Origin of the sequence: Mesorhizobium sp. BR1-1-15 (genome assembly GCF_020165475.1) — a bacterium.
Classification (GTDB): Bacteria; Pseudomonadota; Alphaproteobacteria; order Rhizobiales; family Rhizobiaceae; genus Mesorhizobium.
Genome location: NZ_JAIUIF010000001.1, coordinates 510,862 through 535,212, shown reverse-complemented (window position 1 = coordinate 535,212; position 24,351 = coordinate 510,862). Strand labels below are relative to the sequence as shown.

General features: G+C 64.5%; 20 protein-coding genes. 5 read left to right on the top strand and 15 right to left on the bottom strand.

All coding sequences use genetic code 11. The features are described 5' to 3' along the window. Nucleotides 1–14: 14 nt before the first annotated feature. Nucleotides 15–443 carry a GNAT family N-acetyltransferase gene (locus LB541_RS02545; RefSeq protein WP_140672698.1) on the top strand — a complete coding sequence of 143 codons (429 nt, stop codon included), beginning with the start codon at nt 15–17 and terminating at the stop codon, nt 441–443. On the opposite strand, the gene LB541_RS02540 is transcribed toward LB541_RS02545, so the two are convergent. The 9 genes from LB541_RS02540 to murA all read right to left on the bottom strand — a co-directional run bounded on the left by LB541_RS02540 (nt 444) and on the right by murA (nt 11,378). Continuing rightward, nucleotides 444–1,559, bottom strand: coding sequence for an anhydro-N-acetylmuramic acid kinase (locus LB541_RS02540; protein ID WP_140672697.1), 1,116 nt, complete (start codon nt 1,557–1,559; stop codon nt 444–446). Then, the gene (locus LB541_RS02535) at nt 1,559–2,560 is read right to left on the bottom strand and encodes a serine hydrolase domain-containing protein (RefSeq protein ID WP_140672696.1); all 1,002 of its coding nucleotides are present in this window, start codon (nt 2,558–2,560) and stop codon (nt 1,559–1,561) included. The genes LB541_RS02540 and LB541_RS02535 overlap by 1 nt, the downstream gene beginning before the upstream one ends. Nucleotides 2,561–2,786: 226 nt before the next feature. Further along, on the bottom strand, nt 2,787–4,535 hold the full coding sequence (locus LB541_RS02530; RefSeq protein WP_140672695.1) for an ABC transporter ATP-binding protein: 1,749 nt from the start codon (nt 4,533–4,535) through the stop codon (nt 2,787–2,789). Then, complete coding sequence (locus tag LB541_RS02525; protein WP_140497733.1) at nt 4,532–5,371, bottom strand: ABC transporter permease; 840 nt, start codon at nt 5,369–5,371, stop codon at nt 4,532–4,534. The genes LB541_RS02530 and LB541_RS02525 overlap by 4 nt, the downstream gene beginning before the upstream one ends. Further along, complete coding sequence (locus LB541_RS02520; protein WP_140497735.1) at nt 5,371–6,330, bottom strand: ABC transporter permease; 960 nt, start codon at nt 6,328–6,330, stop codon at nt 5,371–5,373. Before LB541_RS02520 ends, LB541_RS02525 begins: the two co-directional genes overlap by 1 nt. 148 nt (nt 6,331–6,478) lie before the next feature. After that, nucleotides 6,479–7,993, bottom strand: a complete 1,515-nt coding sequence (locus LB541_RS02515) for an ABC transporter substrate-binding protein (RefSeq protein ID WP_224617759.1) — start codon at nt 7,991–7,993, stop codon at nt 6,479–6,481. 140 nt (nt 7,994–8,133) lie between these two features. Beyond that, nucleotides 8,134–9,066 carry an N-acetylmuramic acid 6-phosphate etherase gene (gene murQ / locus LB541_RS02510; protein ID WP_140672693.1) on the bottom strand — a complete coding sequence of 311 codons (933 nt, stop codon included), beginning with the start codon at nt 9,064–9,066 and terminating at the stop codon, nt 8,134–8,136. 174 nt (nt 9,067–9,240) lie between these two features. After that, a complete protein-coding gene (locus tag LB541_RS02505) occupies nt 9,241–10,125 on the bottom strand; it encodes an N-acetylglucosamine kinase (protein ID WP_224617758.1) in 885 nt (294 codons plus the stop codon). Continuing rightward, nucleotides 10,122–11,378 carry a UDP-N-acetylglucosamine 1-carboxyvinyltransferase gene (murA, locus tag LB541_RS02500; protein WP_140672692.1) on the bottom strand — a complete coding sequence of 419 codons (1,257 nt, stop codon included), beginning with the start codon at nt 11,376–11,378 and terminating at the stop codon, nt 10,122–10,124. The genes LB541_RS02505 and murA overlap by 4 nt, the downstream gene beginning before the upstream one ends. Nucleotides 11,379–11,549: 171 nt before the next feature. Between murA and LB541_RS02495 the strand changes: the two genes are divergently transcribed. Further along, on the top strand, nt 11,550–12,410 hold the full coding sequence (locus LB541_RS02495; RefSeq protein WP_140672691.1) for a MurR/RpiR family transcriptional regulator: 861 nt from the start codon (nt 11,550–11,552) through the stop codon (nt 12,408–12,410). A 15-nt stretch (nt 12,411–12,425) separates the two neighbouring features. On the opposite strand, the gene fhuB is transcribed toward LB541_RS02495, so the two are convergent. The 5 genes from fhuB to LB541_RS02470 all read right to left on the bottom strand — a co-directional run bounded on the left by fhuB (nt 12,426) and on the right by LB541_RS02470 (nt 20,020). Then, nucleotides 12,426–14,417 (bottom strand): Fe(3+)-hydroxamate ABC transporter permease FhuB, encoded by a 1,992-nt coding sequence (fhuB, locus tag LB541_RS02490; protein ID WP_224617757.1) that lies wholly within the window; start codon nt 14,415–14,417, stop codon nt 12,426–12,428. 11 nt (nt 14,418–14,428) lie between these two features. Then, nucleotides 14,429–15,304 (bottom strand): iron-siderophore ABC transporter substrate-binding protein, encoded by an 876-nt coding sequence (locus LB541_RS02485; protein ID WP_263487961.1) that lies wholly within the window; start codon nt 15,302–15,304, stop codon nt 14,429–14,431. A gap of 22 nt (nt 15,305–15,326) precedes the next feature. Beyond that, on the bottom strand, nt 15,327–17,516 hold the full coding sequence (locus tag LB541_RS02480) for a TonB-dependent siderophore receptor (RefSeq protein WP_224617755.1): 2,190 nt from the start codon (nt 17,514–17,516) through the stop codon (nt 15,327–15,329). A gap of 136 nt (nt 17,517–17,652) precedes the next feature. Beyond that, complete coding sequence (locus tag LB541_RS02475; RefSeq protein WP_181165159.1) at nt 17,653–18,537, bottom strand: helix-turn-helix domain-containing protein; 885 nt, start codon at nt 18,535–18,537, stop codon at nt 17,653–17,655. Nucleotides 18,538–18,664: 127 nt separating this feature from the next. Then, nucleotides 18,665–20,020 (bottom strand): glutamine synthetase family protein, encoded by a 1,356-nt coding sequence (locus LB541_RS02470; protein ID WP_224617753.1) that lies wholly within the window; start codon nt 20,018–20,020, stop codon nt 18,665–18,667. Nucleotides 20,021–20,493: 473 nt separating this feature from the next. Here LB541_RS02470 and ftsZ point away from each other — a divergent pair, with 473 nt between their 5' ends. Further along, complete coding sequence (ftsZ, locus tag LB541_RS02465) at nt 20,494–21,531, top strand: cell division protein FtsZ (RefSeq protein ID WP_224617752.1); 1,038 nt, start codon at nt 20,494–20,496, stop codon at nt 21,529–21,531. 115 nt (nt 21,532–21,646) lie between these two features. Here the strand turns inward: ftsZ and LB541_RS02460 are convergent, their stop codons facing one another. After that, entirely contained in the window at nt 21,647–21,937 is a 291-nt protein-coding gene (locus LB541_RS02460; protein ID WP_140728101.1) for a hypothetical protein, read from the bottom strand. On the opposite strand from LB541_RS02460, the gene LB541_RS02455 reads away from it, so the two are divergent. Next, nucleotides 21,866–22,840, top strand: coding sequence for a sugar-binding transcriptional regulator (locus LB541_RS02455; protein WP_181165158.1), 975 nt, complete (start codon nt 21,866–21,868; stop codon nt 22,838–22,840). The two genes, LB541_RS02460 and LB541_RS02455, sit on opposite strands and share 72 nt — an antisense overlap. Nucleotides 22,841–22,885: 45 nt before the next feature. Further along, nucleotides 22,886–24,331 (top strand): ABC transporter substrate-binding protein, encoded by a 1,446-nt coding sequence (locus tag LB541_RS02450; protein WP_140497757.1) that lies wholly within the window; start codon nt 22,886–22,888, stop codon nt 24,329–24,331. The last annotated feature ends 20 nt before the right edge of the window (nt 24,332–24,351 follow it).

The following is a 24,351-nucleotide window of genomic DNA, read 5'->3' as shown; positions in this document are numbered from 1 at the left end:
ATTTCGGATGAGCCATGATCACGACACTTGAAACGACGGCAACCCCCTTGCCCGAGGAGCTCGCCTTTCTCGGCGAGCGTTTGATGGCGTTCAACGACGGCGATGTCGGCGCTTCCGAAAGGAAGGCCCTTGCGGTGTTCGTGCGTGATGATACAGGCGCGATTGTCGCGGGCATTTCGGGCTACACCGCCTGGGGCTGGCTTTACGTGCAATGGCTGTGGGTCGACGAAAGGCTGCGCGGCCGGCGCATGGCCGGCACGATGCTGGACGCGGCTGAGAAGGAGGCGATGGCGCGTGGCTGCCAGAACGCCTGGATCGACACCTTCAACCCGAACGCCGCCAGGGTCTATCAGCGCCAGGGCTATCAGCCCTTCGGAACACTCGCCGATTTCCCCGTCGGCCGCAGCCGCGTCTTCCTGCAGAAAAAACTGTCGGCGGGCTGATCAACCGGCCAGCCGTCCGCCGCGCATCGGCTGCGGCGCGCCCGTCGTGCTGGGAAAACTGATCGGCAGGCCGCCCAGTACGCGCACCGCCAAAAAGGCAAAACACTCCGCCTCCACCGCGTCGCCGCTCCAGCCGAGGCTTTCGGCCTGCACCACCTCCACACCGGCGCGGCTGGCGATCATTGCCATCATCGTCGGGTTGTGGCGGCCGCCGCCGCTGACCACCAGTCTTTTCGGCCGGCTCGGCAGAAGATCGAGTGCCTTGCCGACCGCGGCGGCGGTGAAGGCGGTCAAAAGCGCGGCGCCGTCCTCGGCGCTCAGGCCATCCGCCATGGTGGCGCCGAAGTCGAAACGGTCCAGCGATTTCGGATAGGGTTTGGTCAAATAGGGGTGTTGCAGCAGCTTGGCGAGCCGGGCTTCGTCGACCGTTCCCGCCCGGCCAAGCGCGCCGTCGCGGTCCATTTCGCCGAGCCCCTTCGACTTGATGAAATCGTTGAGCGGCGCGTTGGCGGGGCCGGTGTCGAAGGCAACGACATTGTCGCCGCCGTCCCACCAGGTGATGTTGGCGACGCCGCCGAGGTTCAGCACGGCCACCTCGCCGCTGGCGCCGGCGCTGCGCATCAGCGCGGTGTGATAGGCGGCCGCCAACGGTGCGCCCTGTCCTCCGGCGCGCATGTCGGCAGAGCGGAAATCATAGGCAACCTTGGTGCCGAGGATCGCATGCATCAATTCGCCATCACCAAGCTGCCGGGTCTGGCCGAGCCGGCCGATTTGCGGCGCGCGATGCAGTACGGTCTGGCCGTGGAAGCCGACGACGCCGATATCCGCCATCGTCATCCCATAACCTTCTACGAGCTCCCTGACCGCCGCCGATTGCGCGCGCGTCAGCGCCTCCTCGGCCTCGCGGAAGATCGCCGGCTCCGGTCCGGTAAAGTTCCAGGCCCGTGCCTGCTTAAGCGTCTCTTCCAGCAGCGAGCGGATCGAAGGGGGATAGGGCATCAGCCGGTAGGTGCCGAAATCGTCGATGCGCTCGCCATCGGTCTTGATCAGGGCGACATCGATGTTGCCGTCCAGCACGGTGCCGGTCATCAGGCCGACGGCCCAGATGGATTCCATTATCGAACTCCATTGATGAGATCGCCGACCGCTTGGCGAAGCGCGACGATTCCGCTGTCGAAATGACGTGTCGGATGGATCCGGTTGGTAAGCAAGGTCCAGGCCTTGCCTCTGTCGAAGTCGATCCACAGCCCCGTGCCGGTAAAGCCGGTATGGCCTATCGTTTGCGGGCTGCACAAGGCGCCGCCGGACCAGCCGTCATAAGGACGCTCCCAACCGTGGGTGCGGGTAGCGGACAAGGGCGTGCGCATCGGCGCGATCGACCGTTCGGATGCGCCGGTCAGCAGCCCTTGGGCGAAATCGAGCACCGAGGCCGCCGTGCCGAACAGGCCGGCATGGCCGGCGCCTTGCAACGCCGCGCAATTGTCGTCGTGAACCTCGCCGGACAGAACGCGATGGCGCCAAGTGCAGTCTTCTGTTGCCGCGGCGAGATCTGGCTCGGCGGACCACGCAAAGCCCGGGCCGGGCTCCATGCCCCGGATGCTTTTTCCCGACAGCCGTTCGAGCGCAAAGCCGAGCAGGATGAAATTGATGTCGGAATAGACCGGATCGCGGGCCCGCCATTCCCGTTGCAGGATGAAGGCGCGCAGCAAGTCGGGGTCGCGCCCGTAGGTATAGATCGGTTCGACGGCCGGGAAGGGCGTCTGGTGCCCGAGGCACTGGCGAAACGTCACCTTCCGCTCCCAGGCACTCGCGTCATATTGGCGAAGGTCCGGCAGCACCGAGACGAGTGGTGCGTCGAGATCGATGGCACCGTCCTGAGCCAGCGCCAGAATGCGCGGCGTGGTGAAGATCACCTTGGTCAGGGATGCCAGGTCGAACCAGGTCTCCTCACGCATCGGTCGCTGCTTAGGCACGAGTTGGGCTGAGCCGATCGCCCTGGTGATGCGGTCGCCATTCCTGTCAACGATGCCGAGCACGCCACCGGGGATGCGCTTGGCGGCAACTGCCGCTGCGAGTGGTTGGAACGCGCGGTCGAAGATCTGGGCGAGGTTGGTCAATGCGGGCCTCCTGAAAGGCCGAGTTCCGTCACACCCCCCTCTGCCCTGCCGGGCATCTCCCCCGCAAGGGGGGAGATTGGCAGAGTTGATGTCCCGCCAGCCTTCCAACATCGGAGATTGGCGAAAGCCGAGGCGACATCCGATCTCCCCCCTTGCGGGGGAGATGTCCGGCAGGACAGAGGGGGGTGCTGTCCCGCCGACCTAACCGAGCCCAGGGCACCATGCATCACCCTTCCACCCTCGCCATATGATCTACCCCAAATTCCTCCCATCTCGCCGGCGCCGGCTCAAACCCTTGCGGGCGCACCAGGGAAGGCACCTGGCGTGTGTCGATCTCGAAACGCTCATGCCGCCGGTCGATGGCCGGAACCGCTGACATGAGCTTCTTCGTGTAGGAATGTTTCGGCGCCGACAGCACCGAGGCCGCGTCTCCGATCTCGACGATCTGGCCGGCATAGATGACGGCGATGCGATGAGCGATCCGCTCGACGACAGCCATGTCGTGCGAGATGAACAGATAGGCCAGCCCGAACTCGCGCTGCAGGTCGACCAGCAGCTCCAGCACCTTAGCCTGCACTGAAACATCGAGGGCGGAAACCGCTTCATCCAGAACGACGACCGACGGGTTGAGCATCAGCGCGCGGGCGATGCACAGCCTTTGCCGCTGGCCTCCGGAGAATTCGTGCGGATAGCGCTGCAAACTGTTCTGCGGCAGGCCGACGCGCTCCAGCAGGCTCGCCATCCTGGCTCGCGTTTCGGCGTCCGCCCGGCCGCCATTGGCGATCACCGGCTCCGCCAGGATGCTCTCGATGCTCAGCCGCGGGTTGAGCGAAGCGTAGGGATTCTGGAAAACCATCTGCACGGGCTTGGCGCTGTGCTTTGCCGAGGCCGTCCGGGCGCCCACCGAGAAGCTGCCGCGCGTCGAGCGCACCAGCCCAAGGACTGCTTTCGCGGTGGTTGATTTGCCCGAGCCGCTCTCGCCGACAATGGCCAGTGTCTCTCCCGGCATCAGGTCGAAGTCGATGCCATCCACGGCGTGCACCGCGCCGCTGGCATGGCTGAAGAAACTGCTCTTGAGCGGAAACCGCACCACGAGGCCGTTGACCTCAAGGGCCGGGTCCTTCCTTGCGTTCTTGTCGCGCTGCCCGTCCGTGCGTGTCGCGCGGCCGTGGGCGAAGTGCGGCACAACCCGCAACAGATGCTGCGTATAAGCGTGCTGCGGCCTGTCGAGGACCTGGTTCAGTTCGCCCTGTTCCACGGCCTGCCCGTTCTGCATCACCATTACCGTGTCGGCGATGCCGGCGACAAGGCCGATGTCGTGGGTGATGAAGATCATCGACATGCCGCTTTCCTGCTTGAGCTCCGCAAGCAGCGCCATGATCTGCGCCTGTACCGTCACATCGAGCGCCGTGGTCGGTTCGTCGGCGATCAGCAGACGCGGATTGCAGGCGAGCGCAATGGCGATCATCACCCTTTGCAGCATGCCGCCCGACAGCTGGTTGGGCGTGTATTTCAGCCGCCTTGCCGCATCGGGGATGCGCGACCGGTCGAGCGCGTCCTTGGCCGCCGCCGTGGCCTGCCGGCCGGTCAGGCCGCGATGCAGCCGGAACGATTCCTCGATCTGTGTGCCGATCGTCAGCACAGGATTGAGCGAGGTCATGGGCTCCTGGAAGATCATGCCGATCTCTGCGCCGCGAATCCCGGTCAGTTGCCGCTCGGTCGCGGTCGTCAGGTCGAAGAGACTGCCGTCGGCCCGTTTCAGCGTCATGGCGCCGCCGGTGACGCGGCCGCCGCCGAAATCGATGAGACGGTTGATCGACAGCGCGGTGACCGACTTGCCCGAGCCGCTTTCGCCGACGATGGCCAGCGTTTCGCCGTCGGCGAGGTCGAAGCTGACGCCGCGCACCACCTCATTGGCTTTCGGGTCGCGGCCGAAGCCGACGTTCAGGTCGCGGACCGACAGAAGCGGGATCATGCGAGCGCTCTCCGCATCCTCGGATCGAGGATGTCGCGCAAGGCGTCGCCCAAGAGGTTGAAGCCCAGAATGCTGATCATGATCGCCAGGCCGGGGAAGATCATCAGCCATGGGGCGGTTTCCATCAGATTGCGGCTGTCGCTCAGCATCAGGCCGAGCGAAGCGGCCGGCGGCTGCGTGCCGAGACCGAGGAAGCTCAGGCCGGCCTCGGTCAGCAATGCCCAGGCGAGCGCCAGCGTCACCTGGACGGTCAGCGGCGCGACCAGATTGAGCAGCAGGTGCCGCGTGACGATGTAGCTGGAGCTGCTGCCGAAGGTGCGCGCGGCGTCGACGAATTCGCGCGCTTTGAGCGACAAAGCAGGGCCGCGCACCACGCGTGTGAAGATCGGCGTATAGACGATGCCGATGGCGACCACGCTGGTCCATGTGCCCGGTCCGGCAACGGTGACGATCAGCAGCGCCAGAAGAATGGCAGGAAAAGCCAGCAGCACATCCATGATCCGCATCAGCACGCCGTCCCAGCGACGCCCGAGCCAAGCGGCGGCGAGCCCAAGCACGGTGCCGGCAAGCGCGGCGAAGGCGACCGAAAGAAAGGCAACGGTGAAGGACTGGCCGACGCCCGCCATCAGCCGGCTCGCCACGTCGCGGCCGAACAGGTCGGTGCCCATCCAGTAGGCGGCACTGGGCGCGTGCAGCCGGTCGATCCGGTATTGCGTGATCGGATTGTGCGGCGTCAGTCCAAGCAAACCGAGGATGGCGACCAGGAGATAGACGCCGACGATCACGCCGCCGATACGACCGCTGCCGTGCCCGAGGATGGCGCGCAGCATGCGCATCACTGCTCGCCCAGCCGGATGCGCGGATCGAGCGCGACATAGGCGAGGTCGACCAGGAGATTGACGATCATGAAGTTGAAGGCGATGAACAGCACGCTGCCCTGCACCAGCGCGTAGTCGCGCTGGAGTATGGCGTCGAGCACCATGCGGCCGAGGCCGGGCAGGGCATAGATCTGCTCGACGATGACCGCGCCGCCCAGGAGATAGCCGAATTCAATGCCGCTCAGCGTCACCACGGGGATCAGCGCGTTGGGGAGCGCATGTCGCCAGATGACGCTGCGCGCCGAGGCGCCCTTGCTGCGGGCGGTGCGCACATAGTCGTCGCTCAACACGTCGAGCATGGCCGAGCGCGAGATGCGGGTGACCGAGGCGGCGAAGGCGAAGCCGAGCGTGATGGCAGGCAGGATCAGCTGGCTGAGATTACGCAAGGGATCCTGCCAGAGCGGCGTGAATTCGCCCATGGCCGGCAGCACGCCGAAGCCGGCCGACAGCGCGTAGATGATCAAAAGGCCGAGCACGAAGCTCGGCGTCGACTGGCCGATCATAGCGACGACGCGCACACCGAGGTCGGACAGTTTCTCACTATGCGTGGCGGCGTAGATGCCCGCCGGCATGCCGGCTGCGAGTGCGATGATCATCGACAGCACGGCCAGTTCCAGCGTCAGCGGGAAGCGCTCGAGGATGACGTCCAATACCGGCCTACCATAGGTGACGGAGATGCCGAAATTGCCGTGCAGGATGCCGCCGATCCAGCGCCAGTACTGGACGAACCAGGGCTGGTCGATGCCGAAATAGGCGGCGAGCGCATCGCGCTGTGCCGGCGTCAGCAGGCCGGCTTCGGTGCCCAGCATCGCGGTGATCGAATCGCCCGGCACCATCCGGATCGCCACGAAGACCAGGATCGACACGCCAAGCAGGACGAGAGGAAACGCCGCAAGTCGTCGCATCAGATAGTTCACGCGAAGAAGACCTCTCGTCTAGAGCATGATGCCGAAAAGTGTGAAACGGTTTTCGGACGACATCATGCTCTATCCCTTTGATCTGGAGGCGGATTCAGATTTCAGGTCGATTCAACCTGAAATCATCCGACTCTGGGGCCAGCGATGGCTACTGCTGGATGGTAACCTTGCTGAGGCTGAACAGCGTGCCCGTCGGCGTTGGCACGAACCCGGCAATGTTCTTCTGCTGGGCGGTATAGCTGTAGGACGTGTAGAGCCAGATCCAGGGCGAGACTTCGGCGAGGTGCTTCTCGAACTCGGTGAAGATCGCCTTGCGCTTGGCCGGATCGGTCTCGGCGCGGCCTTTCTGCATCAGGCTGTCCAGCGTGTCGTCGATGTAGTTGGCCACCTTCTGCAGATTGCCTGATTTGGTCCAGTAGCGGTTGTACATTGTGTAGGGGTCGGCGCGGCCGCCATTGAGCGCGATCGCCATGTCGAAATCGCCCTTCAGCCAGGCGTCGACATAGACGTTGAGCTCCATCATCTTGATGTCGAGCTTGACGCCGATCTCGGCGAGCTGCGACTGGATGACCTGGGCTTCCGCCGCCGCCGTCGGCGGCTCGCCGGTGGCGCCGATCACGGTCGCCGAAAAGCCGTCGGCAAAGCCTGCCTCCGCCATCAACTTCTTGGCCTTCTCGACATCACGCTTGTAGCAGAAGAGCTGGCTTGGATCGGTCGCAAGTGCTGGGATGGTCAGCGGTCCGGTGACCTTGCCTTCACCGAGCGCGGCGGTGTCCAGAACCTCCTGCCGGTCGATGGCGCAGGAGATCGCCTGGCGCACCTTGAGTTCGGTCATCGGCTTGCGTGACGGATTGAGCTGCAGCACGTTATAGGCCAGCACCGGCGCGCGGTTCAGTTGCAGGCTAGCCTCCTTCGGCACCAGCGTGGCGACGAGCGGATCGTTGAGCAGCGCGAAATCGACCTGCTTGGTGCGCAGGGCGGCGAGGATCGCCGCTTCATCGGGCAGCACGCTGATTTCGATACCGTCGACGCCGATCGCGCCGCCGGCCCATTCCTTGTTGGCGCTCAAGACTTCCTTGGCGTTGGGGTCCCATTTATCGAGCTGGAACGGGCCGGAGCCGACCGTTTTGGTGCCGATCGAGCCGGCCTTGATCTCGGCCGCCGGCACGATGGCCGCGTTGATGTCGCTCATCGCCGTCAGGATCGGCGCGTCGGGCTGCGATAAATGGAACACGACGGTTCCACCGTCCGGCGTGTCGATGCTGGCGATCGACAGGAAGTTGGCGCGGGCGGCGGCGCCTGTCTTCTCGTCCAGGATGCGCTCGAAAGACGCCTTGACGTCGGCCGAGGTCACGGCAGCGCCGTCCTGGAATTTCGCCTTGGGATCGAGCTTGAAGGTCAGCTCCTTGCCGTCCTTGGAGAATTCCCAGGACGTGGCGATGGCCGGGATGATCTGCAGGCTGGCATCGACCCGCACCAGCGGCTCATAGATCAGCTCCAGGAGCCGCAGCGAGGAAAAGGCCGTCTGCTTGTGCGGATCAAGTCCCGTTGCGTCCTGCGACCAGGCCATGTGCAGCGTCGCCGCCTGCGTCGAGACCGTGGCGATGCCGAGCATGGCTGCCAGCGTGATGCCCGACAGCAGCTTTCTTGTGAGGTGAACCATTCTCGTCTCCCATCTTTGCTTGAACCCGATGCCCTTGCAGTTTCTGCGGACCGCTTCCAAGACACACGCGCTTTGGACTATCGGCCCAGTCTATGCGGCTTCGCGCCGTCTTGTGTAAAGCAGCTTCACGCCGTCTGGTCTCAAGCGCCTTCATGCGTCTCGTCGCTGATTGCCTTTCGCAGGAAACCCCTTGCCTTGGCGAGGGCTGCGCGCGCCTCCTCGACCTCAAGCCCGGTGATGGTCAGCAGGATCGCCAGCTTCACGTCGTTGCCGGTCCGGCCGAGCGCCTGGCGCGCCTGCGCCGCCGTGCAGCCTGTGGTCTGCATCACGATCCTGGTTGCCCTGGCGGCCAGTTTCCTGTTGGACGGATTAAGGTCCACCATCAGGTTCTGGTAGCTCTTGCCGATGCGGATCATCGAGGCCGTGCTCAGCATGTTGAGCACCAGCTTCTGCGCCGTTCCGGATTTCAGCCGCGTCGAGCCGGTCAGCACCTCGGGACCGACGACCGGCGAGATGGCGATGTCGGCAATGCCTGCTATGGTCGATGCCGGATTGCAGGACAGGGCGACCGTCGTTGCCCCCACCTGCTTGGCATAATTCAACCCGCCGATCACATAGGGCGTGCGCCCGCTGACCGCGATGCCGACCACCACGTCGTCCGGGGTGAGCTTGATGTCCTGCAAGGCCCTGGCGCCCATCTTGGGATCATCCTCGGCCCCTTCGGTCGAGCGCACCAGCGCGTCGGGCCCGCCGGCGATCAGGCCAACGACCATGCCTTCCGGCACGCCGAAAGTGGGCGGACATTCCGAGGCGTCGAGCACGCCCAGCCGGCCGCTGGTGCCGGCGCCCATATAGATAAGCCGAGCGCCTTTCTGGAAGGCGAGGACGATGCGGTCGACCGCGGCCGCGATGTCCGGCAGCACCTTTTCGACCGCTGCCGGAACCACCCGGTCCTCGTCGTTGATCTTGCGCAGCACATCGATCGTCGGCAGCAGGTCGATGTCCATGGTCCGCGGATTCCGGCCTTCGGAAACCAGCCGGTCCAGCTCGGACATCAAACCTTGCTCGCTCATCCCAGTGCTTTCAAATCAGTGCTTTCAAAAATCAGGCCGCTCAGCCTGTTCGGAAGTGGTTCCTCTTTGGCTCCGGCACACGCGTATTTCGTTATGCTACCCCGTTTCGTTAACGTCTTAGAATTCAATATTCGTTCCGTCAACGGAAAGATGGAATAAATTATTCCTGCCGCGCTAATGCTTGCCGAGTGACCTGCGGGCAAGAATGATCGCCCCGGAAACCGCGTCGCCATCGGCGGCTTTCAGGCGCCGGCGAACGTCGGGTGCGAGCCATGGTTCGAGCGGACTGGCGAGCCCGCCCAGCAGGGCCACGCGCGGCGCGCCTTTTTCGAACAGAACCCGCACCAGCGTGTCGATCTGTTCGGCGGCCTTTTGCACGATGCGCCGCCCTGCCGGATCGCCTTGGTCGGCGTGGCGCATCACCATCGGCGCCAGGGCCGCATAGTCGGTGGCGCTGGCGCGGTCCATCCAGGCCACGGCTTGCATCGGGTCGTTCTCGAAACGCTGCATGACTTCCGCCAGCAGTGCCGTGCGCTCATGCCGGCCGTCATGGGCGCGCAACGCCAGCTGCACGGCCTTCAGCCCGAGATCGGCGCCGCTGCCTTCGTCGGAGATCGGAAAGCCATAGCCTCCGGCGCGCAGGTCGCGGCCCTCGACGAAGCCGAGGCCGATCGAACCGGTGCCGGCGATGACGATGGCGCCGTCCTGGCCCGAATGCGCGCCGAGGCAGGCGGCGACGCCATCGCTGACGAAATCGATGCTGGCAAAGGGATGCGCGATCGCCCGCAGCGCCTCCAGCGCGCCCTTGCGGCCGATCCCGGCAAGGCCGATGCCGGCGTGAATTCGGGCGCTTTCCGCCGCGCCGAACCCTGCCTCCTCGATCGCCGCGCCAAAGGCCTTGGCAACCGACGCCCAGGCCATATCGATGCCGAGCCGCGTCGACGCCGGACCGGAGAGGCCTTGTCCCAGCACGGTTCCCTCGGCATCCTCGACGCGGGCGCGACAGCCGGTTCCGCCGCCGTCGACGCCGAGAAAATAATCGGAGCGGCCGTTGTTCATGCGCTCAGCCGCTCGATGTCGGCGCCGCACAGACGCAGCTTGCGGTCCAGTTGCTCATAGCCACGGTCGAGATGATAGACCCGGTTGATGGTCGTCCCGCCCTCGGCGACCAAGGCCGCCAGCACCAGCGACACCGAGGCGCGCAAATCGGTGGCCATGACTTGCGCGCCATGCAGTTTCTCGCCGCCGCGCACCAGCGCGGTGGTGCCTTGCAGCTTGATGTTGGCGCCGAGCCGCATCAGTTCGGGAACATGCATGAAGCGGTTCTCGAAAATGGTTTCGCGCAGCAGCGACGCGCCCTGCGCGCAGCACATCAGCGCCATGAACTGCGCCTGGAGATCGGTCGGAAAGCCCGGATAGGGTTCCGTCGTGACGTCGGCGGCCTTGAGCGGCCGCTCGCGCGACACGATGAGCCCGCGGTCGCCCGGCCAGACGCCGACGCCGGTCGCCTCCAGCAGTTGCACCACCGAGGCCATGTGCTCGAGCCGGGCATGCGTCAGTTCCAGTTGCCCGCCGGTGATCGCCGCGGCGATGGCATAGGTGCCGGCCTCTATCCGGTCCGGAATGATGTCGTGCCTGGCCGCGCGCCAGTCCGTGTCGCCGGCGATCAGGATGCGATGTGTGCCGGCACCTTCGACACGCGCGCCCATCGCGTTGAGGCAAGCCGCGAGGTCGGCCACTTCGGGCTCGCGCGCCGCGTTGAGGATTTCGGTTTCGCCCTTGGCCGTGGTCGCCGCCATCATGGCGGTTTCCGTCGCCCCGACCGACGGCGAGCTCAGCACGATGCGCGTGCCGGTGAGCCCGTTCGGCGCCGAGGCGACGATCAGCCCGTTCTCGATGGCGATGCGGGCGCCCAGCGCCGCGAGTGCGGCGACATGCATGTCGACCGGCCGCGCGCCGATCGCGCAGCCGCCAGGCAGCGAAACCCGCGCATGGCCGAAACGGGCGAGCAGCGGCGCCAGCACCAGCACCGTCGCGCGCATCTTTCTGACGGTGTCGTAGGACGTCTCCCCGGAAACGGCGGCACTGGTGTCGATCGTCGCGGCATGGGCCGATCGCGTCACCTCGGCGCCGTGCAGCCGCACCACGCCGAGCATGTTCTCGACATCGGTCACATCGGGCAGGTTGGTCAGTTCGAGCGGGTAGGGACTGAGCAGCGCCGCCGCGATCTGCGGCAGAGCGGCGTTCTTGGCGCCCGATATGGTGACCGCGCCTTGCAGTCTTTGCCCGCCGACGATGCGCAGTCTGTCCATGGCTGAAACCTTGTGCGCCGGGCCGCGTCCGGGCGCGGCGCTCTCGAAAGCTGTTCCCGAGCTCTTTTCGGGGCCAGCTTGAGAATTAATTCCACGTTCTTGGCTGTCAATCGAAATTGGAATAAATTATTCCTTGGCCGTGCGGCTGGACGCCAAAGCGCAAGGGGAATCATGTCCGTTCTGAACAGGATCAATGCCAAGCTCGACGGCATGGCGCCCGGCGATCGTGAGATCGGCCAGTACATCGTCGAAAATCCCGAGGAGATGCTGCGGCTGTCGACGGCTGCTCTTGCGGCTGAGATCGGGCGCAGCCAGTCGAGCGTCGTCAAATTCAGCCAGAAGCTCGGCTATGCCAGCTACCAGGAGCTCAAGCTCGCCGTCAGCGAAGCCAAGGCGCGGGAATGGCAGGTGCCGGCCGGTATGATCCACGGTTCGATCGAGGTCGGCGACGGCTATCAGGTCATCTTGAAGAAGCTGATCGGCAGCAAGCTTCTGTCGATGGAGCGGACCGTCGCCGCCAACAGCGAGCGGATCATCTCCAGGGCGCTGGAACTGCTGGATGGTGCGCGCCGCATACATCTGGCCGGCGTCGGCGCCTCCTCGCTGGTGGCGCGTGATTTCTCCTACAAGCTGATGAAGCTTGCCCGCAATGTGCTGCATGACAGCGACAGCCATATCCAGATGGCCAATGCCTCGACGCTCGGGCCTGACGATGTGCTGTTCGCGCTCTCCCATTCGGGCGCCAGCATCGAAACTCTGCGCATCGCCGAGCTTGCCCGCAAGCGCGGCACCATGGTGATCGCGGTCACCGGCCTGCACGACAATCCGCTGAGCCGCGTTGCCGATATCTGCCTCTACACCATCGCCGACGAGGAGCGTGCGCGCTCATCGTCCATCACCGCGCGCGATGCGCAGCTGACGCTGACCGACCTTCTGTTCATCCTCCTGGTGCAGAAGCAGCCGGACGCCAATGACTACGTCCACAACAGCGAGGCGGCGGTCTCGGTGCTGAAGGCCGAATGGTCTTCCTGACATGCCCGGACCGCGTCAGCCCTGACGAGGCACGCCCCTGGCAAGCAGGTAGACGAGATACGGCCCGCCGAGCAATGAGGCGAACAGGCCGACAGGCAGTTCGTACGGGAAAGCCGCCATGCGCGACAGCCAGTCCGATATGGTCATCAGCAAGGCGCCCAGAAGCATCGCCCCGGCAAGATGAATGCGTGCGCGCCAAAAGCCGAGGAGCCGGGCAAGGTGTGGCGCGATCAGGCCGACGAAGCTCAACGGGCCGACGATCAAAGCGGCCAGCGCGGTCAGGAGCGCGCTGACGACGACCAGCATCAGCCGCCCGCCGGCTACGGGTACGCCAAGTGCGCGCGCGCTGTCGGCCCCGAGCGGCAGGATGTCCAGCCAGCGCGCGGCAAGAAAAAGCGGCAGCGTCAGTGGCAACAGGCAGGCCAGTGCAACGGCTGCGTCCAGGGCGGTCGCCTGGCCGGTCGAACCGCTCAGCCAGCGCAACAGCACATAGGACTGTGTATTGCCCATCGCGATCGTCGCGGTGATCAGCGCGCTGCACAGTGCGCTCATGGCAATGCCGGCAAGCAGCAATCGGTCGGCGCCGAACTTTGCCTTGGCGGCGATGGCCAGCATGGCGGCCAGTGCCGCCAGTGAGCCCGCGGCCGAGCCGGCGAGCTGCCAGCCGAGCCCGGTCGTTGCGCTGACCGTCAGCACGGCGGTCAGACCGGCGCCCGCGCCGGTGCCGACGCCAAGCACTTCGGGGCTCGCCAGAGGGTTGCCGGTAACGCGCTGGATGACCACGCCCGCCGCCGCGAGCATCGCGCCGGCGGCCGCGGCCACGCCGACACGCGGCGCGCGCCAGGAGACAAGATCGGCCAGCAGGTCGCCGCCGGCGATCGACCACCCTGCCGGTCCGCGCCCGACCACGAGGGCCAAGGCGGCGGCAAATGTGAGCGCAAGCAAGACGAGGATGATGAGCCACGGACGGCGGGCCTTGCGCGGCGTCACGCCATTGGAACCGAGATGCGGCCATTCGAACATGCGCAACCGCGGCAGCAGCCACAGCAGCAGTGGGCCGCCCAGAAGCGCGGTTCCCGCGCCGGTCGGAATACGCTCGCCGCCGGAGCCGGCGGCCAGCTGGACCAGCCCGTCCGTCAGCCACAGCAGTACCGCGCCGATCAGCGGCGCGGCGATCAGCTTCTGCCGCAGGGTGCGCGCGCCCGAAAGCATGGCGAGCGCCGGCGCGGCAAGGCCGACGAAACCAATGACGCCGATCTGCGCCGCGACCGTCGTTGCCATCCATACCGCAAGAGCGATGATGAGAAAGCGGCTGGTGTGGCGGGCAACGCCAAGGCCGCGAGCCGAGGCGTCGTCGAGGCCAAGGATGGTCAGCGGCCGCAGCAGCATCAGCGCCGCGGCGGCGCCGGCCGCCAGCCTGATCGTCAGCGCGATGGCCGGTCGCCAATCCTGCTGCACCAGCGACCCGCCGCCCCAGATGAACAGCGAGAACAGGTAATCGCCATTGGCGAGGATCAGCGCGGCGCTGACGGAACTCGCGGTCAGCGCCACCATCATTCCGGCGAGCACGACCGACACCGGCTCCAGCCCGCGCCGCCAAGTCAACGCCAGCACCAGCAGCACAGCGGCGGTGCCGCCGGCAAAGGCCACCAGCCCTTGCGATCGCTCCATCAGCAACGGCGCGTAAAGCGAGGCGAGCGTCATCGCCAGTTGCGCGCCGCCCGAAATGCCGAGCGTCGATGGTTCCGCCAGCGGATTGCGCAGCACATGCTGCAACAGCAGGCCGGACAGGCCGAGCACGGCGCCCGCCAGCACCGCTACGACGGCGCGCGGCAGCGAGCTGTAGAACAGGATGACATGGCGGAGATCGCCCGGCACCGATGCCGGCTGCTGCATGCCGACGCGCCATGCGAACAAGAGTGCGGCCAGCCCCGCGAGCAGGCCCCATAGGATTATGGGCGACAGCGCGCCGCCGATGGTGCGGTGAGGTATCTCGCTTCGGGCCACAGCGCGCTCCGTCACGAAGCATGACCCGCAAGCGCCGCCGTCGCCAGCCGCGCGAAGCGGCGCGCCGACGGCAGGCAGCCGAAATGGTTGATCGCTTCGAGCACCGCGACGCGGCCTTTGCTCACGGCCGGCAGCGCGTTCCACAACGCATTGGTGGGAAGCGAGCGCCCGACATCCGCCGGCAAGGGCGAGACGATCAGGATGGAGGCCTCGGGCACCCGCGCCAGCGCCTCCAGGCCAACGGGTGCTGCCGCGCTGTAACTTGTCTCTTCGGACCAGGCATTGACCAGGGCGAGCCGCGTGAGCACGTCACCGAACATGGAGTCCCGGCCGAAGGCGCGGAAGTGCCTGGAGTCGCCGAGGCTGATGACAAAGACCGGCCGTGCGGACCTGGTTGGCATGGCGGCGCGACGCCGCGCTATGTCGTCGGCGGTTTCGTCGAGGTAACGCTTCGCTTCGGCCGGTCGTCCGAGCTTCTCGCCCAGGGCCAGCGTCGCTGCCTCGGCAAGAGCGTAGGGCGGTACTCCGGCATCGTAGACGGTTTGCGCGAACACCGGCGCTATGCGTTCCAGAATCGGGCGTTGGTACTCGTAGAAATTGGAGATGACGATCAGGTCCGGCGCGACGATGCGCAACAGCTCGTAGTTGGGCGTGCCGCGCAGTCCGAGATCGGTCACGGTTTGGGGAACGGCAGGCTCGAGCGCAATCCTGCGGAACTGGATCAGTTCGGTCGCCGCCACCGGCTCGACGCCGAGCGCCAGAAGCGTTTCCAGCATGCCCCAATCGATCGCGGCAACATTTGTCGTCGCAGTCCTGCCGGCAACCGGCGGCAGCAAGGCCGCGGCCGTCAGCGCAAGCACCCGCCGTCTGTTGGGCGGATGGATCATCGCCGGTGGGTTCGGTCCATGACTACCAACTCGTGTGCGCCTTCAGCTTGAAGGAGCGGCCTTCGCCGTAGGAGCAGGTGAGCGTTGTCTGGCAACTCGACACATAGCTCTTGTCGAAAAGGTTGGTGATGTTGAGGTCGACGCCCCACTTCTCTTTCTCGTAGCCGAGCTTCAGGTCGGCCAGCGTTACCGCCGGAACCTTCGCTGTATTCTCATTGTCTGCCCATGAGGAGCCGATATAGCGCAAACCGCCGCCAATCGAGATGCCGTCATACCAGTCGCCACGGAAGGTGTAATCGACGGATGCGGAAGCCATCACTTCCGGCACGATGAAAGGCGTCTTGCCGACGAGCGCCGGGTTGGCGTCCTTGGTGATGTCGATGTCGTAAGCTGTGAATGCACCGGTAACCCGGAAATCCTCCGTCACGTTCACCTTGCCTTCGAGTTCGACGCCGCGTGAACGCACCTCGCCGGTCTGCATCTGGGTGAAGGGAGTGACATTCGACGGCACGTTCTGGCGGGTCAGGTCGAACAGCGACAGGGTGAACAGGCCATCGACAAAAGTCGGCACGTATTTCACGCCGACTTCGTATTGCGTACCCTCTTCCGGCTTGAACAGATTGCCCATCGCATCGGTGCCGATGATCGGATTGAAGAAGGTGGCGATGCTGGCATAGGGGGTTACGCCGTTGGCAAACTCATAGGCCAGGCCGGCGCGGCCGGAGAAGTCGCCAACCGTGCTGCTCTGCGTGCTGGAGCCCGCCGAGTAATAGGTCGGGCGGTTGTCGGCTTCGAGCCAGCCACGGTCGTAGCGGCCGTTCAGTGTCACCAGCCAACCATCGCCGAAGCGCATTTGATCCTGTGCATAGAAGCCAAGCTGCTTCTGCGTCAGGTCCTGATTGAGATAGCTGACGCGAGGCGTCAGCGGCGAACCGTACACCGGATCGAAAGCGTCGATTGGATTATCATAATTGGGATCGTAGAGGCCGGACGACTGTACCTGGTCGATGTTGTAATATTTGAAATCGACGCCAGCGAGGATCGTATGTTCGATCGCTCCGGTCGCCACCTTGCCTTCGATCTGGTTGTCGGCGAGGAAGGTCTTGGCCGTGGTGTCATGACCGAAATTGATCCGCGCCAGGTCGGTCGGCCCTCCGATGGTTGACCAGCCGTTCGGATAGACGCTGACCTCGTCGATGTCGGCGGCGGTGAAACGGGCGCTGGAGCGAACGGTCCAGTCATTGTCGAACGTGTGCTCGAACTCGTAGCCGAGCGAGCCCTGCTCGCGTTTGTAGAGGTCGATGCTCGGCTCCGTGAAGTTCGCATCGGGATCGATGCGGCCATAGTTCACGCCGCCGACAATGTGATCGGTCACGGTGCCATCATAGGGCAGGAAGCTGCCGCCATTATGGTTCTCGTCGATGTGGCTGTAATTGGCCAGTATGGTCAGCGTGGTCGCTTCGTCTGGCTTCCAGCTAATGCTCGGCGAGATGAAGCCGCGCCAGCCGTTCTGCAGGTCGCTGTAGGTATCGCCGCCGGCGACCTTGCCCGTCATCCGGTAGCTGACCGTGCCGTTGTTGGCGACGTCGCCGATGTCGAAGCCGAGATAGACATTGCCGGCATCGTTGATGCCGGTTTCGACATAGCGCGTGCGTTCGAAGTCTGGGCGCTTGCTGACATAGTTGACCAGGCCGCCCGGATTGCTGCCGCCATAAAGCACCGAGGCCGGCCCCTTCAGCACTTCGATGCGCTCAAGGCCGAAGCTGTCGACATAGAAACCGCCGAAACCATAACTGAACAGCTGGAGGCCATCCATGTAGGTGCCGGTGGCCGTTGCATCGAAGCCGCGAATGTACATCCAGTTGGTGTCGCTGTCGGGACCGAAGGGTTGGGCAAAGACGCCGGCGGTGTAGCGCAGCGCCTCGTCAGCTTTCTGTGCACCCTGATCCTCGATCTCCTGCCGTCCGACCACCGAGACGGATTGCGGGACCTCCTTGATGTCGGTCGCCGTCTTGGAGCCGGTTCTGGTCGTCTTGGCGACGACGCCGTCGACCGGCCCGGTCGCGCTATCTCCGGCCTCGCCTTCGACCACAACCGGTTCGAGCTGGGTGCTGGATTGCGCCGTCTGCGCGAACGCCGGCATTGGCGGGATCGTCGCGGCAGCGGCGACGCCAGCCGCCAGAAGCGCCTTGATCCGGTAAATTCTGCTCATCAGGAAAGTCCCCGCCTGTCGTCGTTGAGATACTTGATGGTTTACCTCAACTTATCAACGGGTCATTGGACTGATTTGGGCGGCTTGTCCATTCTTGTCCAAACCACTGATATCGCGGTGCCGTGTTGCGGAAATGTCACCGGCGGCCGGCGCTCTTCATCCACGCACCCGGGGTCAATCCGACCACGGACTTGAACACGCGGGTAAGGTGCGCCTGGTCGAAGAAGCCGGTGGCCTGGGCGATGTCGCCAAGCGAGGCAGCCTCATGCGCCATCATCGCCTTTGCCCTGTCGATCCGCGCCTGCATCTGCCAGCGATGCGGCGGCACGCCCGTTGCTGCCTTGAAGGCATGGCTCATCGCGGTTTCGGACAGGCCGGTCAGCGCGGCAAGATCAGCAAGGCGGATCCTGTCCAGGCAGTGGGCGTCGATGTAATCTGTGACGAGGCGCAGTTTGCGGCGGGGCAGGGGCGACCGGCGCCTGGCGGCACTTGGCCGGTCTATCTGGAAAAGGCATGCGAACAAGGCGTTGAGCAGACCTTCGCCATAAAGATCATGCAGGTTCCACTCGCTGCCGCATTCAGCGGCGATAAGCCCGGCAAGCGTAGCGATCCGATCATCGCGAAACTGGAGGCGCGATATCTGCAAGGCATCGCGATCGAGGCTGCGGCCGAAGCGGCGGGTCAGTGTCGCCGCGTCGAAATGAAGGTCGAGATGCCTGATCCGTTTGAGTCCTTCGACGCGGCCGCGGATCGGCACCCCGGCCGGTATATAGGCTATGGAAAACGCTTGGTTGTGGCGGCGCGGTTCGCCCTGGGCGCCTTCGACGACGAAGGCACCGTCGCCGTCGATATCGAGAGCGACGAACAGCCGGGGGTCGGGAGAGACGTAATAACCCTCGGCATTGTCACCGCATGAGACATCCCAGAGGTCGGCGACGACGCCGTCCCAGACGTGCCATTTCAGCTCGCCGATCACGGCAAATCCCTGAATCCGGCTCTCCATGCGCGCGACGAAGGTCAATTCTGCTTATCCCGGGCATAAACATGATAGAAAAGATCATGTTTATGCCCGGTCAGCGACAGCACCGCAAGCCCTTGCGTTCGAAGGTCGTGCTGAACCGACGCCGCTGCTGTCGGTCAGCGCAGCCTCAGACGCTTTCGAGATAGGTCTCGATCTCGAAGTCGCTGACGTTGAGCGCGAATGTATTCAGTTCCTGGCGTTTGCAGGCGATGAAAGAGTGGCGCAGGATCGCCGGGAAGATCTCCGCCACATGCGTCCCGCTTTCAAAGGCCGCGATCGCGGATGCCCAGTCCGGCGGCAACTTGGCCGGGGCAAGGCCTTGCCCATCATTCCCGGTTGGGTCGCCCGGTGACATCTGCCTTTCGATGCCGACCAGTGCCGCGCCCAGTATGGCGGCAAGCACAAGATAGGGATTGGCGTCCGCTCCCGACACGCGATGCTCGATCCGGCGCGCACCAGTCGGGCCGCCGGGAATGCGGATCGCGACCATGCGGTTCTCGTAACCCCAGGCGACGGCGGTCGGCGCGTAGGATCTCGGCCGGAGCCTGCGGTAGGAGTTGAAATGCGGCGCGAACACCAGCGTGCTCTCGGCCATCGCCGCCAGCAGTCCGCCGACAGCGTGGCGCATAATGCCGGAGCCCTGGTCGGTGCCGTCGTCGAAGACGTTGCGCCCGTTGGCGTCGACAAGGCTGAAATGGACGTGGAAGCCGTTGCCGGCTCGGTCGCCATAAGGCTTGGCCATGAAGCAGGCGGCAAAGCCGTGCTTGCGGGCAATGCCCTTCACCGTGCGCTTGAACAGGACGGCGTCGTCGGCCGCCCGCAGCGCGTCCGCGACATGGTTCAAATTGATCTCGAACTGGCCGACGCCGTTCTCGGCAATGGCGGTATCGACGGGAATGCCTTGTGCTCGGCAGGCTTCGTAGATGTCGTGGATGAAGGCCTCGAAGTCGTCGATCTCGTCGATTGACAGTGCCGCGTCGGAATCCAGACGCCGCCCGGTGACCGGCGAGACAGGCCCGACCGGTCGCTGCGATTGCGGGTCGACAAGATAGAATTCGAGCTCGGTGGCGGCCACAGGCGTCAGGCCCAAAGCCTTGTAGCGGTCGAGGATACGGGCCAGTGCCCGCCGGGGATCACCGAGATACGGTGCGCCGCCTTCGTCGGCGAGCCAGAGCGGGATGAGGGCGGTCGGATGGGCCGTCCAGTTCACCGGAAGGATGCCGCGGCCTGTCCATTGGCACAATCCGTCTGCGTCGCCGGTCGAGAACACCAGCGCGTTGCCTTCGATATCCTCGCCCCAGATGTCCAGCCCGATCAGCGAATAGGGCATGCGCAGCTTGCCCTCCAGCGCCTTGCGCGCCTGCTCGACCGGGATGCGTTTTCCCCGCATGATGCCGTTGAGGTCGCACACCGCGGCCCTCAGGCTCTGGATGTCGTTTCGGCCCTCAAGCCAGTTCAGAACATCCGCAATTGCATCGCCCAATTTCCAACCTCTGGTTTCGAAGGTGCCCGAGCCCTGATCGGCCGCGCTGTCCCTGGTAAAAATGGCTTGTGAGTTTTCGGGATCCATATCTGGCCGCAGCCGGATGTTTCCCTATTTATTCAAGTCATTAGCTGGGATGTCGGGAGGCATTTCAAAACCAGTTGCGCGATCTGCGACCGAAACATAGAGGCAAGAGCGTGGAAAGCCAAGGCTCGGCATCGGGCTCGGCGCGCGCAGGTGAAGCCGGGATGCCGGCATCACTCTCGGGCATGCGCGGCCGTCGTGGGGATATGAAACGTCCCTATCACAAATCTTGACCTTCCCCGCACTTGCACCTCTGGCCGCTCTCTGGCTTTTTGGGACACCCATCCGAGCGGACTGATTCGTCACGCCGCTCTGCGTCGATTGCCGTTTTGCGGTGTGATCGATCTGGCGGGGCGTGAAGCGCGAGCGACTGGCGAAGGAGAAGAGGCATGGCCGAGTTCAAGAAGCCCGAGATCTCCGAGATGAGACCCAAGATCACCGTTGTCGGCGTCGGCGGCGGCGGCGGCAACGCCATCAACAACATGATCGCCGAGCAGCTTCAGGGCACCGAATTCATTGCCGCCAACACAGACGCGCAGGCGCTCACCATGTCCAAGGCGACGCGGCTGATCCAACTCGGCGCGCATGTAACCGAAGGGCTGGGCGCCGGATCGCTTCCCGAGATCGGCCGCACCGCGGCCGAGGAATCGCTGGACGAGATCATGGACCATCTGGCCGGCACCCACATGTGCTTCGTCACCGCCGGAATGGGCGGCGGCACCGGAACCGGCGCCGCGCCGGTCATCGCCCAGGCGGCGCGCAAGGCAGGCATCCTGACGGTCGGCGTCGTCACCAAGCCGTTCACTTTCGAGGGCAGGCGCCGCATGCAGATGGCCGAAGAGGGCATCGAGCGGCTGCGCGAAAGCGCCGACACCGTGATCGTCATCCCCAACCAGAACCTGTTCCGGATCGCCGACGCCAAGACCACATTCGCCGATGCCTTCGTCATCGCCGACCGGGTGCTCTATGCCGGCGTCAGCTGCATCACCGATCTCATCGTCAAGGAAGGCCTGATCAACCTCGACTTCGCCGACGTCAAATCGGTGATGCGCGGCATGGGCCGCGCCATGATGGGAACCGGCGAGGCGTCAGGCGATAGCCGGGCGATGAAGGCGGCGGAAGCCGCCATCGCCAACCCGCTGCTGGACGAAATGTCGATGAAGGGCGCCAAGGGCGTGCTGGTCTCGATTTCCGGCGGCCGCGACATGACCCTGTTCGAGGTCGACGAGGCCGCCACGAGAATCCGTGAAGAGGTCTATGAAGACGCCGACATCATCGTCGGCGCCATCTTCGACAAGAGCATGGAAGGCCGGTTCAGGGTTTCGGTGGTGGCCACCGGCCTCGACCGCGGGCTCGGCGTGGAAGATGCCGATGCCGGCATGGCGCACGACCATTCCATGCCATTCGCGGCGCGGACGTTGCAATAGGCGCTGCTCGCCGGCGGCCTTGGCCGCTGCCGGGCACCTCGACGTCGCCGGCGCACCACCAAGTTCAGCCTGGAACTGATCACCCGAAAGCGGCTTGCCGAATGGTGCGATCCGCTCACCGGCGAATGCTGGGCGCCGCCGCTTCACCTGGACGGCGGCGATGGTGATCGGGTTCCTGCGCTTTCGCTGCCGCTGTTACCCTGACCGGTGTCACGCCGGTGTTCGCTCGTCCATTCTCGTTGAAAATCAGCGTTTGCAGGCGCTTGGCGCTTGACTCCGATGCGTCCATGTGAAAAATTTTGCAGAAACTGAAAAAAATATCAGAGGGCGGAACGTGGTTGGATTTGGAAACGGCCTCTTGCGCGATGATGAAACCGGCATGGCGGCACGCGCCGCCTGGCTTCATTACGCCGGCGGCCTGACCCAGTCCGAGGTTGCCAAGCGCCTCGGGCTGACCAGCCTCAAGGCCCACCGCCTCATCACCAAGGCCAATCAGGAAGGGCTGGTGAAGGTCTATATCGACGGCGAAGTCTCGGAATGCGTCGAGCTCGAGGACGAGCTGTCGCGCCGCTACGGCCTCGATTATTGCGAGGTGGTTCCCGATTTCGATTCCGAGGAATTGCCGCTCAAGGCGCTCGGCATCGCCGGCGCGCAATTCCTCAAGCGTGAGATCGAACGCGGCGAGCAGGCGCTGATCGGCGTCGGCCATGGCCGCACGCTCGCCGCCTGCGTGGAATACCTGCCGCGCAGCTCGACAGACAAGATCCGCTTCGTTTCGCTGCTCGGCGGCTTGACGCGGAAGTTCTCGGCCAACCCGCATGACGTCATTCACCGCCTCGCCGAGCGCACCGGCGCCGAAGCCTATGTTATGCCGGTGCCGATGTTCGCCAACACGGTGGACGACCGCGCGGTATTGCTGGGACAGAAGGGCATCAGCGAGGTTTTCGATCTCGCAAGATCCGCCGACCTTTTGTTTGCCGGCATCGGCACGGCCGAACGCGAAGCCTCGCTCGTCGCCACCGGCATGATCGAGAAGGGCGAGATGGAGGAGATCCGCCGCAATGGCGGCGTCGGCGAATTGCTCGGCCATTTCTTCGACGATGCCGGCAAAGCGGTGGCGACAACCCTTTCCAATCGGGCGCTGGCGCTGGCGCGCGAGGACATCGCCAGCCGCCGGATCGTCGCGGTCGCCGGCGGCAAGGTCAAGGTTCGAGCCGTCAAAGCGGTGCTGGAGGGCCGCTATCTCAAGGGCCTGATAACTGATGAGCGGACAGCGCGATCGCTCGTGGAGGAGACGCCAGTCGGGTAGCCGGCGTCGGTTCAGTTAAAACTACCCTGTGGAGGAGAAGACCAAATGCATGAGAAAGAGAAAGACCTCATTGACGCTTTCCTGCGCGGACAAGTCGACCGTCGTGGGCTGATCAAGGGCCTGGGTGCGATGGGCCTTGCCGCCGGCACGGCCGGTACGCTGCTCAATCTTGGGCAGACCCGGGCGCTGGCCGCCGACTTCGACTGGAAGGCGCACCAGGGCAAGACCATCAAGCTCCTGCTCAACAAGCATCCCTATGCGGATGCGATGATCGCCAACCTCGAAAACTTCAAGCAGTTGACCGGCATGAATGTCGTCTACGACGTGTTCCCGGAAGACGTCTATTTCGACAAGGTCACGGCCGCGTTGTCGGCGAGCTCGCCCGAATACGATGCCTTCATGACCGGCGCCTATATGACCTGGACCTACGGCCCAGCCGGCTGGATCACCGACCTCAATGAATGGATCAAGGATCCGGCCAAGACCAACCCCAACTATGCCTGGGATGACTTCCTGCCCGGCGTCAAGAACTCCTGCGCCTGGAACGGCAAGCCGGGCGGGGCCCTGGGGTCCGAAGACGCCAAGCAATGGTGCATTCCGTGGGGCTTCGAACAAAACAACATCACCTACAACAAGGGGATGTTCGACAAGGCAGGCGTCAAGGTTCCCGGCAATATGGACGAGATGGTGGCCGCGGCCGCCAAGCTCACCAAAGATGTCGGCGGCGGCGTCTACGGCATTGGCGTGCGCGGGTCGCGCTCCTGGGCGACGATCCATCCGGGTTTCCTTTCGGCCTACGCCAATTTCGACCAGAAGGATCTGAACGTGTCGGCCGACGGCAAATTGTCGGCCGCCATGAACACCGCCCAGTCCAAGGCTTTCCACAAGCAATGGGTGCAGATGATCCAGGAAAGCGGTCCGAAGGACTGGTCGACCTACACCTGGTACCAGGTCGGCGCCGATCTCGGCGCCGGCGCCTCGGCGATGATCTTCGACGCCGACATCCTCGGCTACTTCATGAATGGCGGCGACAACAAGATGGCCGGCAAGCTTGCCTTTGCCGCCTTCAAGGCCAACCCGGAGGCCAAGGCGCCAACGCCGAACATCTGGATCTGGTCGCTGTCGATGTCCAACTTCTCCAAGGACAAGGACGCCACGTGGTACTTCATGCAGTGGGCCTCCGGACCCGAGCATGCTCTGTTCGGCGCCACCAAGATGGATTTCGTCAATCCGGTCCGCCAGTCGGTCTGGAAGGATGAGACGTTCCGCGAGAAGCTGAACAAGAGCTATCCCGGTTATGTCGAGATGTTCGACGCCTCGGCGCCGGGCGCCTCGATCAAGTTCACGGCGCAGCCGCTGTTCTTCGATCTCACCACCGAATGGGCGGCGACGCTGCAAAAGATGGTGGCCAAGGAAGTGCCGGTGGACGAGGGTCTCGATAAGCTGGCCGAAAGCATCAACGGCCAGCTCAAGGAAGCCGGCCTCGGCTAGATGTAATGGAGGACCGGCCA

What these genes read in the sequence shown, in the direction of transcription:
- LB541_RS02515 (WP_224617759.1), bottom strand. Translation starts at nt 7,993, where the DNA reads ATGGTTCACCTCACAAGAAAGCTGCTGTCGGGCATCACGCTGGCAGCC.
- murA (WP_140672692.1), bottom strand. Translation starts at nt 11,378, where the DNA reads ATGGACAGACTGCGCATCGTCGGCGGGCAAAGACTGCAAGGCGCGGTC.
- ftsZ (WP_224617752.1), top strand. Translation starts at nt 20,494, where the DNA reads ATGGCCGAGTTCAAGAAGCCCGAGATCTCCGAGATGAGACCCAAGATC.
- LB541_RS02530 (WP_140672695.1), bottom strand. Translation starts at nt 4,535, where the DNA reads ATGATCCCGCTTCTGTCGGTCCGCGACCTGAACGTCGGCTTCGGCCGC.
- LB541_RS02480 (WP_224617755.1), bottom strand. Translation starts at nt 17,516, where the DNA reads ATGAGCAGAATTTACCGGATCAAGGCGCTTCTGGCGGCTGGCGTCGCC.
- murQ (WP_140672693.1), bottom strand. Translation starts at nt 9,066, where the DNA reads ATGAGCGAGCAAGGTTTGATGTCCGAGCTGGACCGGCTGGTTTCCGAA.
- LB541_RS02540 (WP_140672697.1), bottom strand. Translation starts at nt 1,559, where the DNA reads ATGGAATCCATCTGGGCCGTCGGCCTGATGACCGGCACCGTGCTGGAC.
- LB541_RS02545 (WP_140672698.1), top strand. Translation starts at nt 15, where the DNA reads ATGATCACGACACTTGAAACGACGGCAACCCCCTTGCCCGAGGAGCTC.
- LB541_RS02450 (WP_140497757.1), top strand. Translation starts at nt 22,886, where the DNA reads ATGCATGAGAAAGAGAAAGACCTCATTGACGCTTTCCTGCGCGGACAA.
- LB541_RS02505 (WP_224617758.1), bottom strand. Translation starts at nt 10,125, where the DNA reads ATGAACAACGGCCGCTCCGATTATTTTCTCGGCGTCGACGGCGGCGGA.
- LB541_RS02460 (WP_140728101.1), bottom strand. Translation starts at nt 21,937, where the DNA reads ATGAAGCCAGGCGGCGCGTGCCGCCATGCCGGTTTCATCATCGCGCAA.
- LB541_RS02495 (WP_140672691.1), top strand. Translation starts at nt 11,550, where the DNA reads ATGTCCGTTCTGAACAGGATCAATGCCAAGCTCGACGGCATGGCGCCC.
- LB541_RS02485 (WP_263487961.1), bottom strand. Translation starts at nt 15,304, where the DNA reads ATGATCCATCCGCCCAACAGACGGCGGGTGCTTGCGCTGACGGCCGCG.
- LB541_RS02525 (WP_140497733.1), bottom strand. Translation starts at nt 5,371, where the DNA reads ATGCGCATGCTGCGCGCCATCCTCGGGCACGGCAGCGGTCGTATCGGC.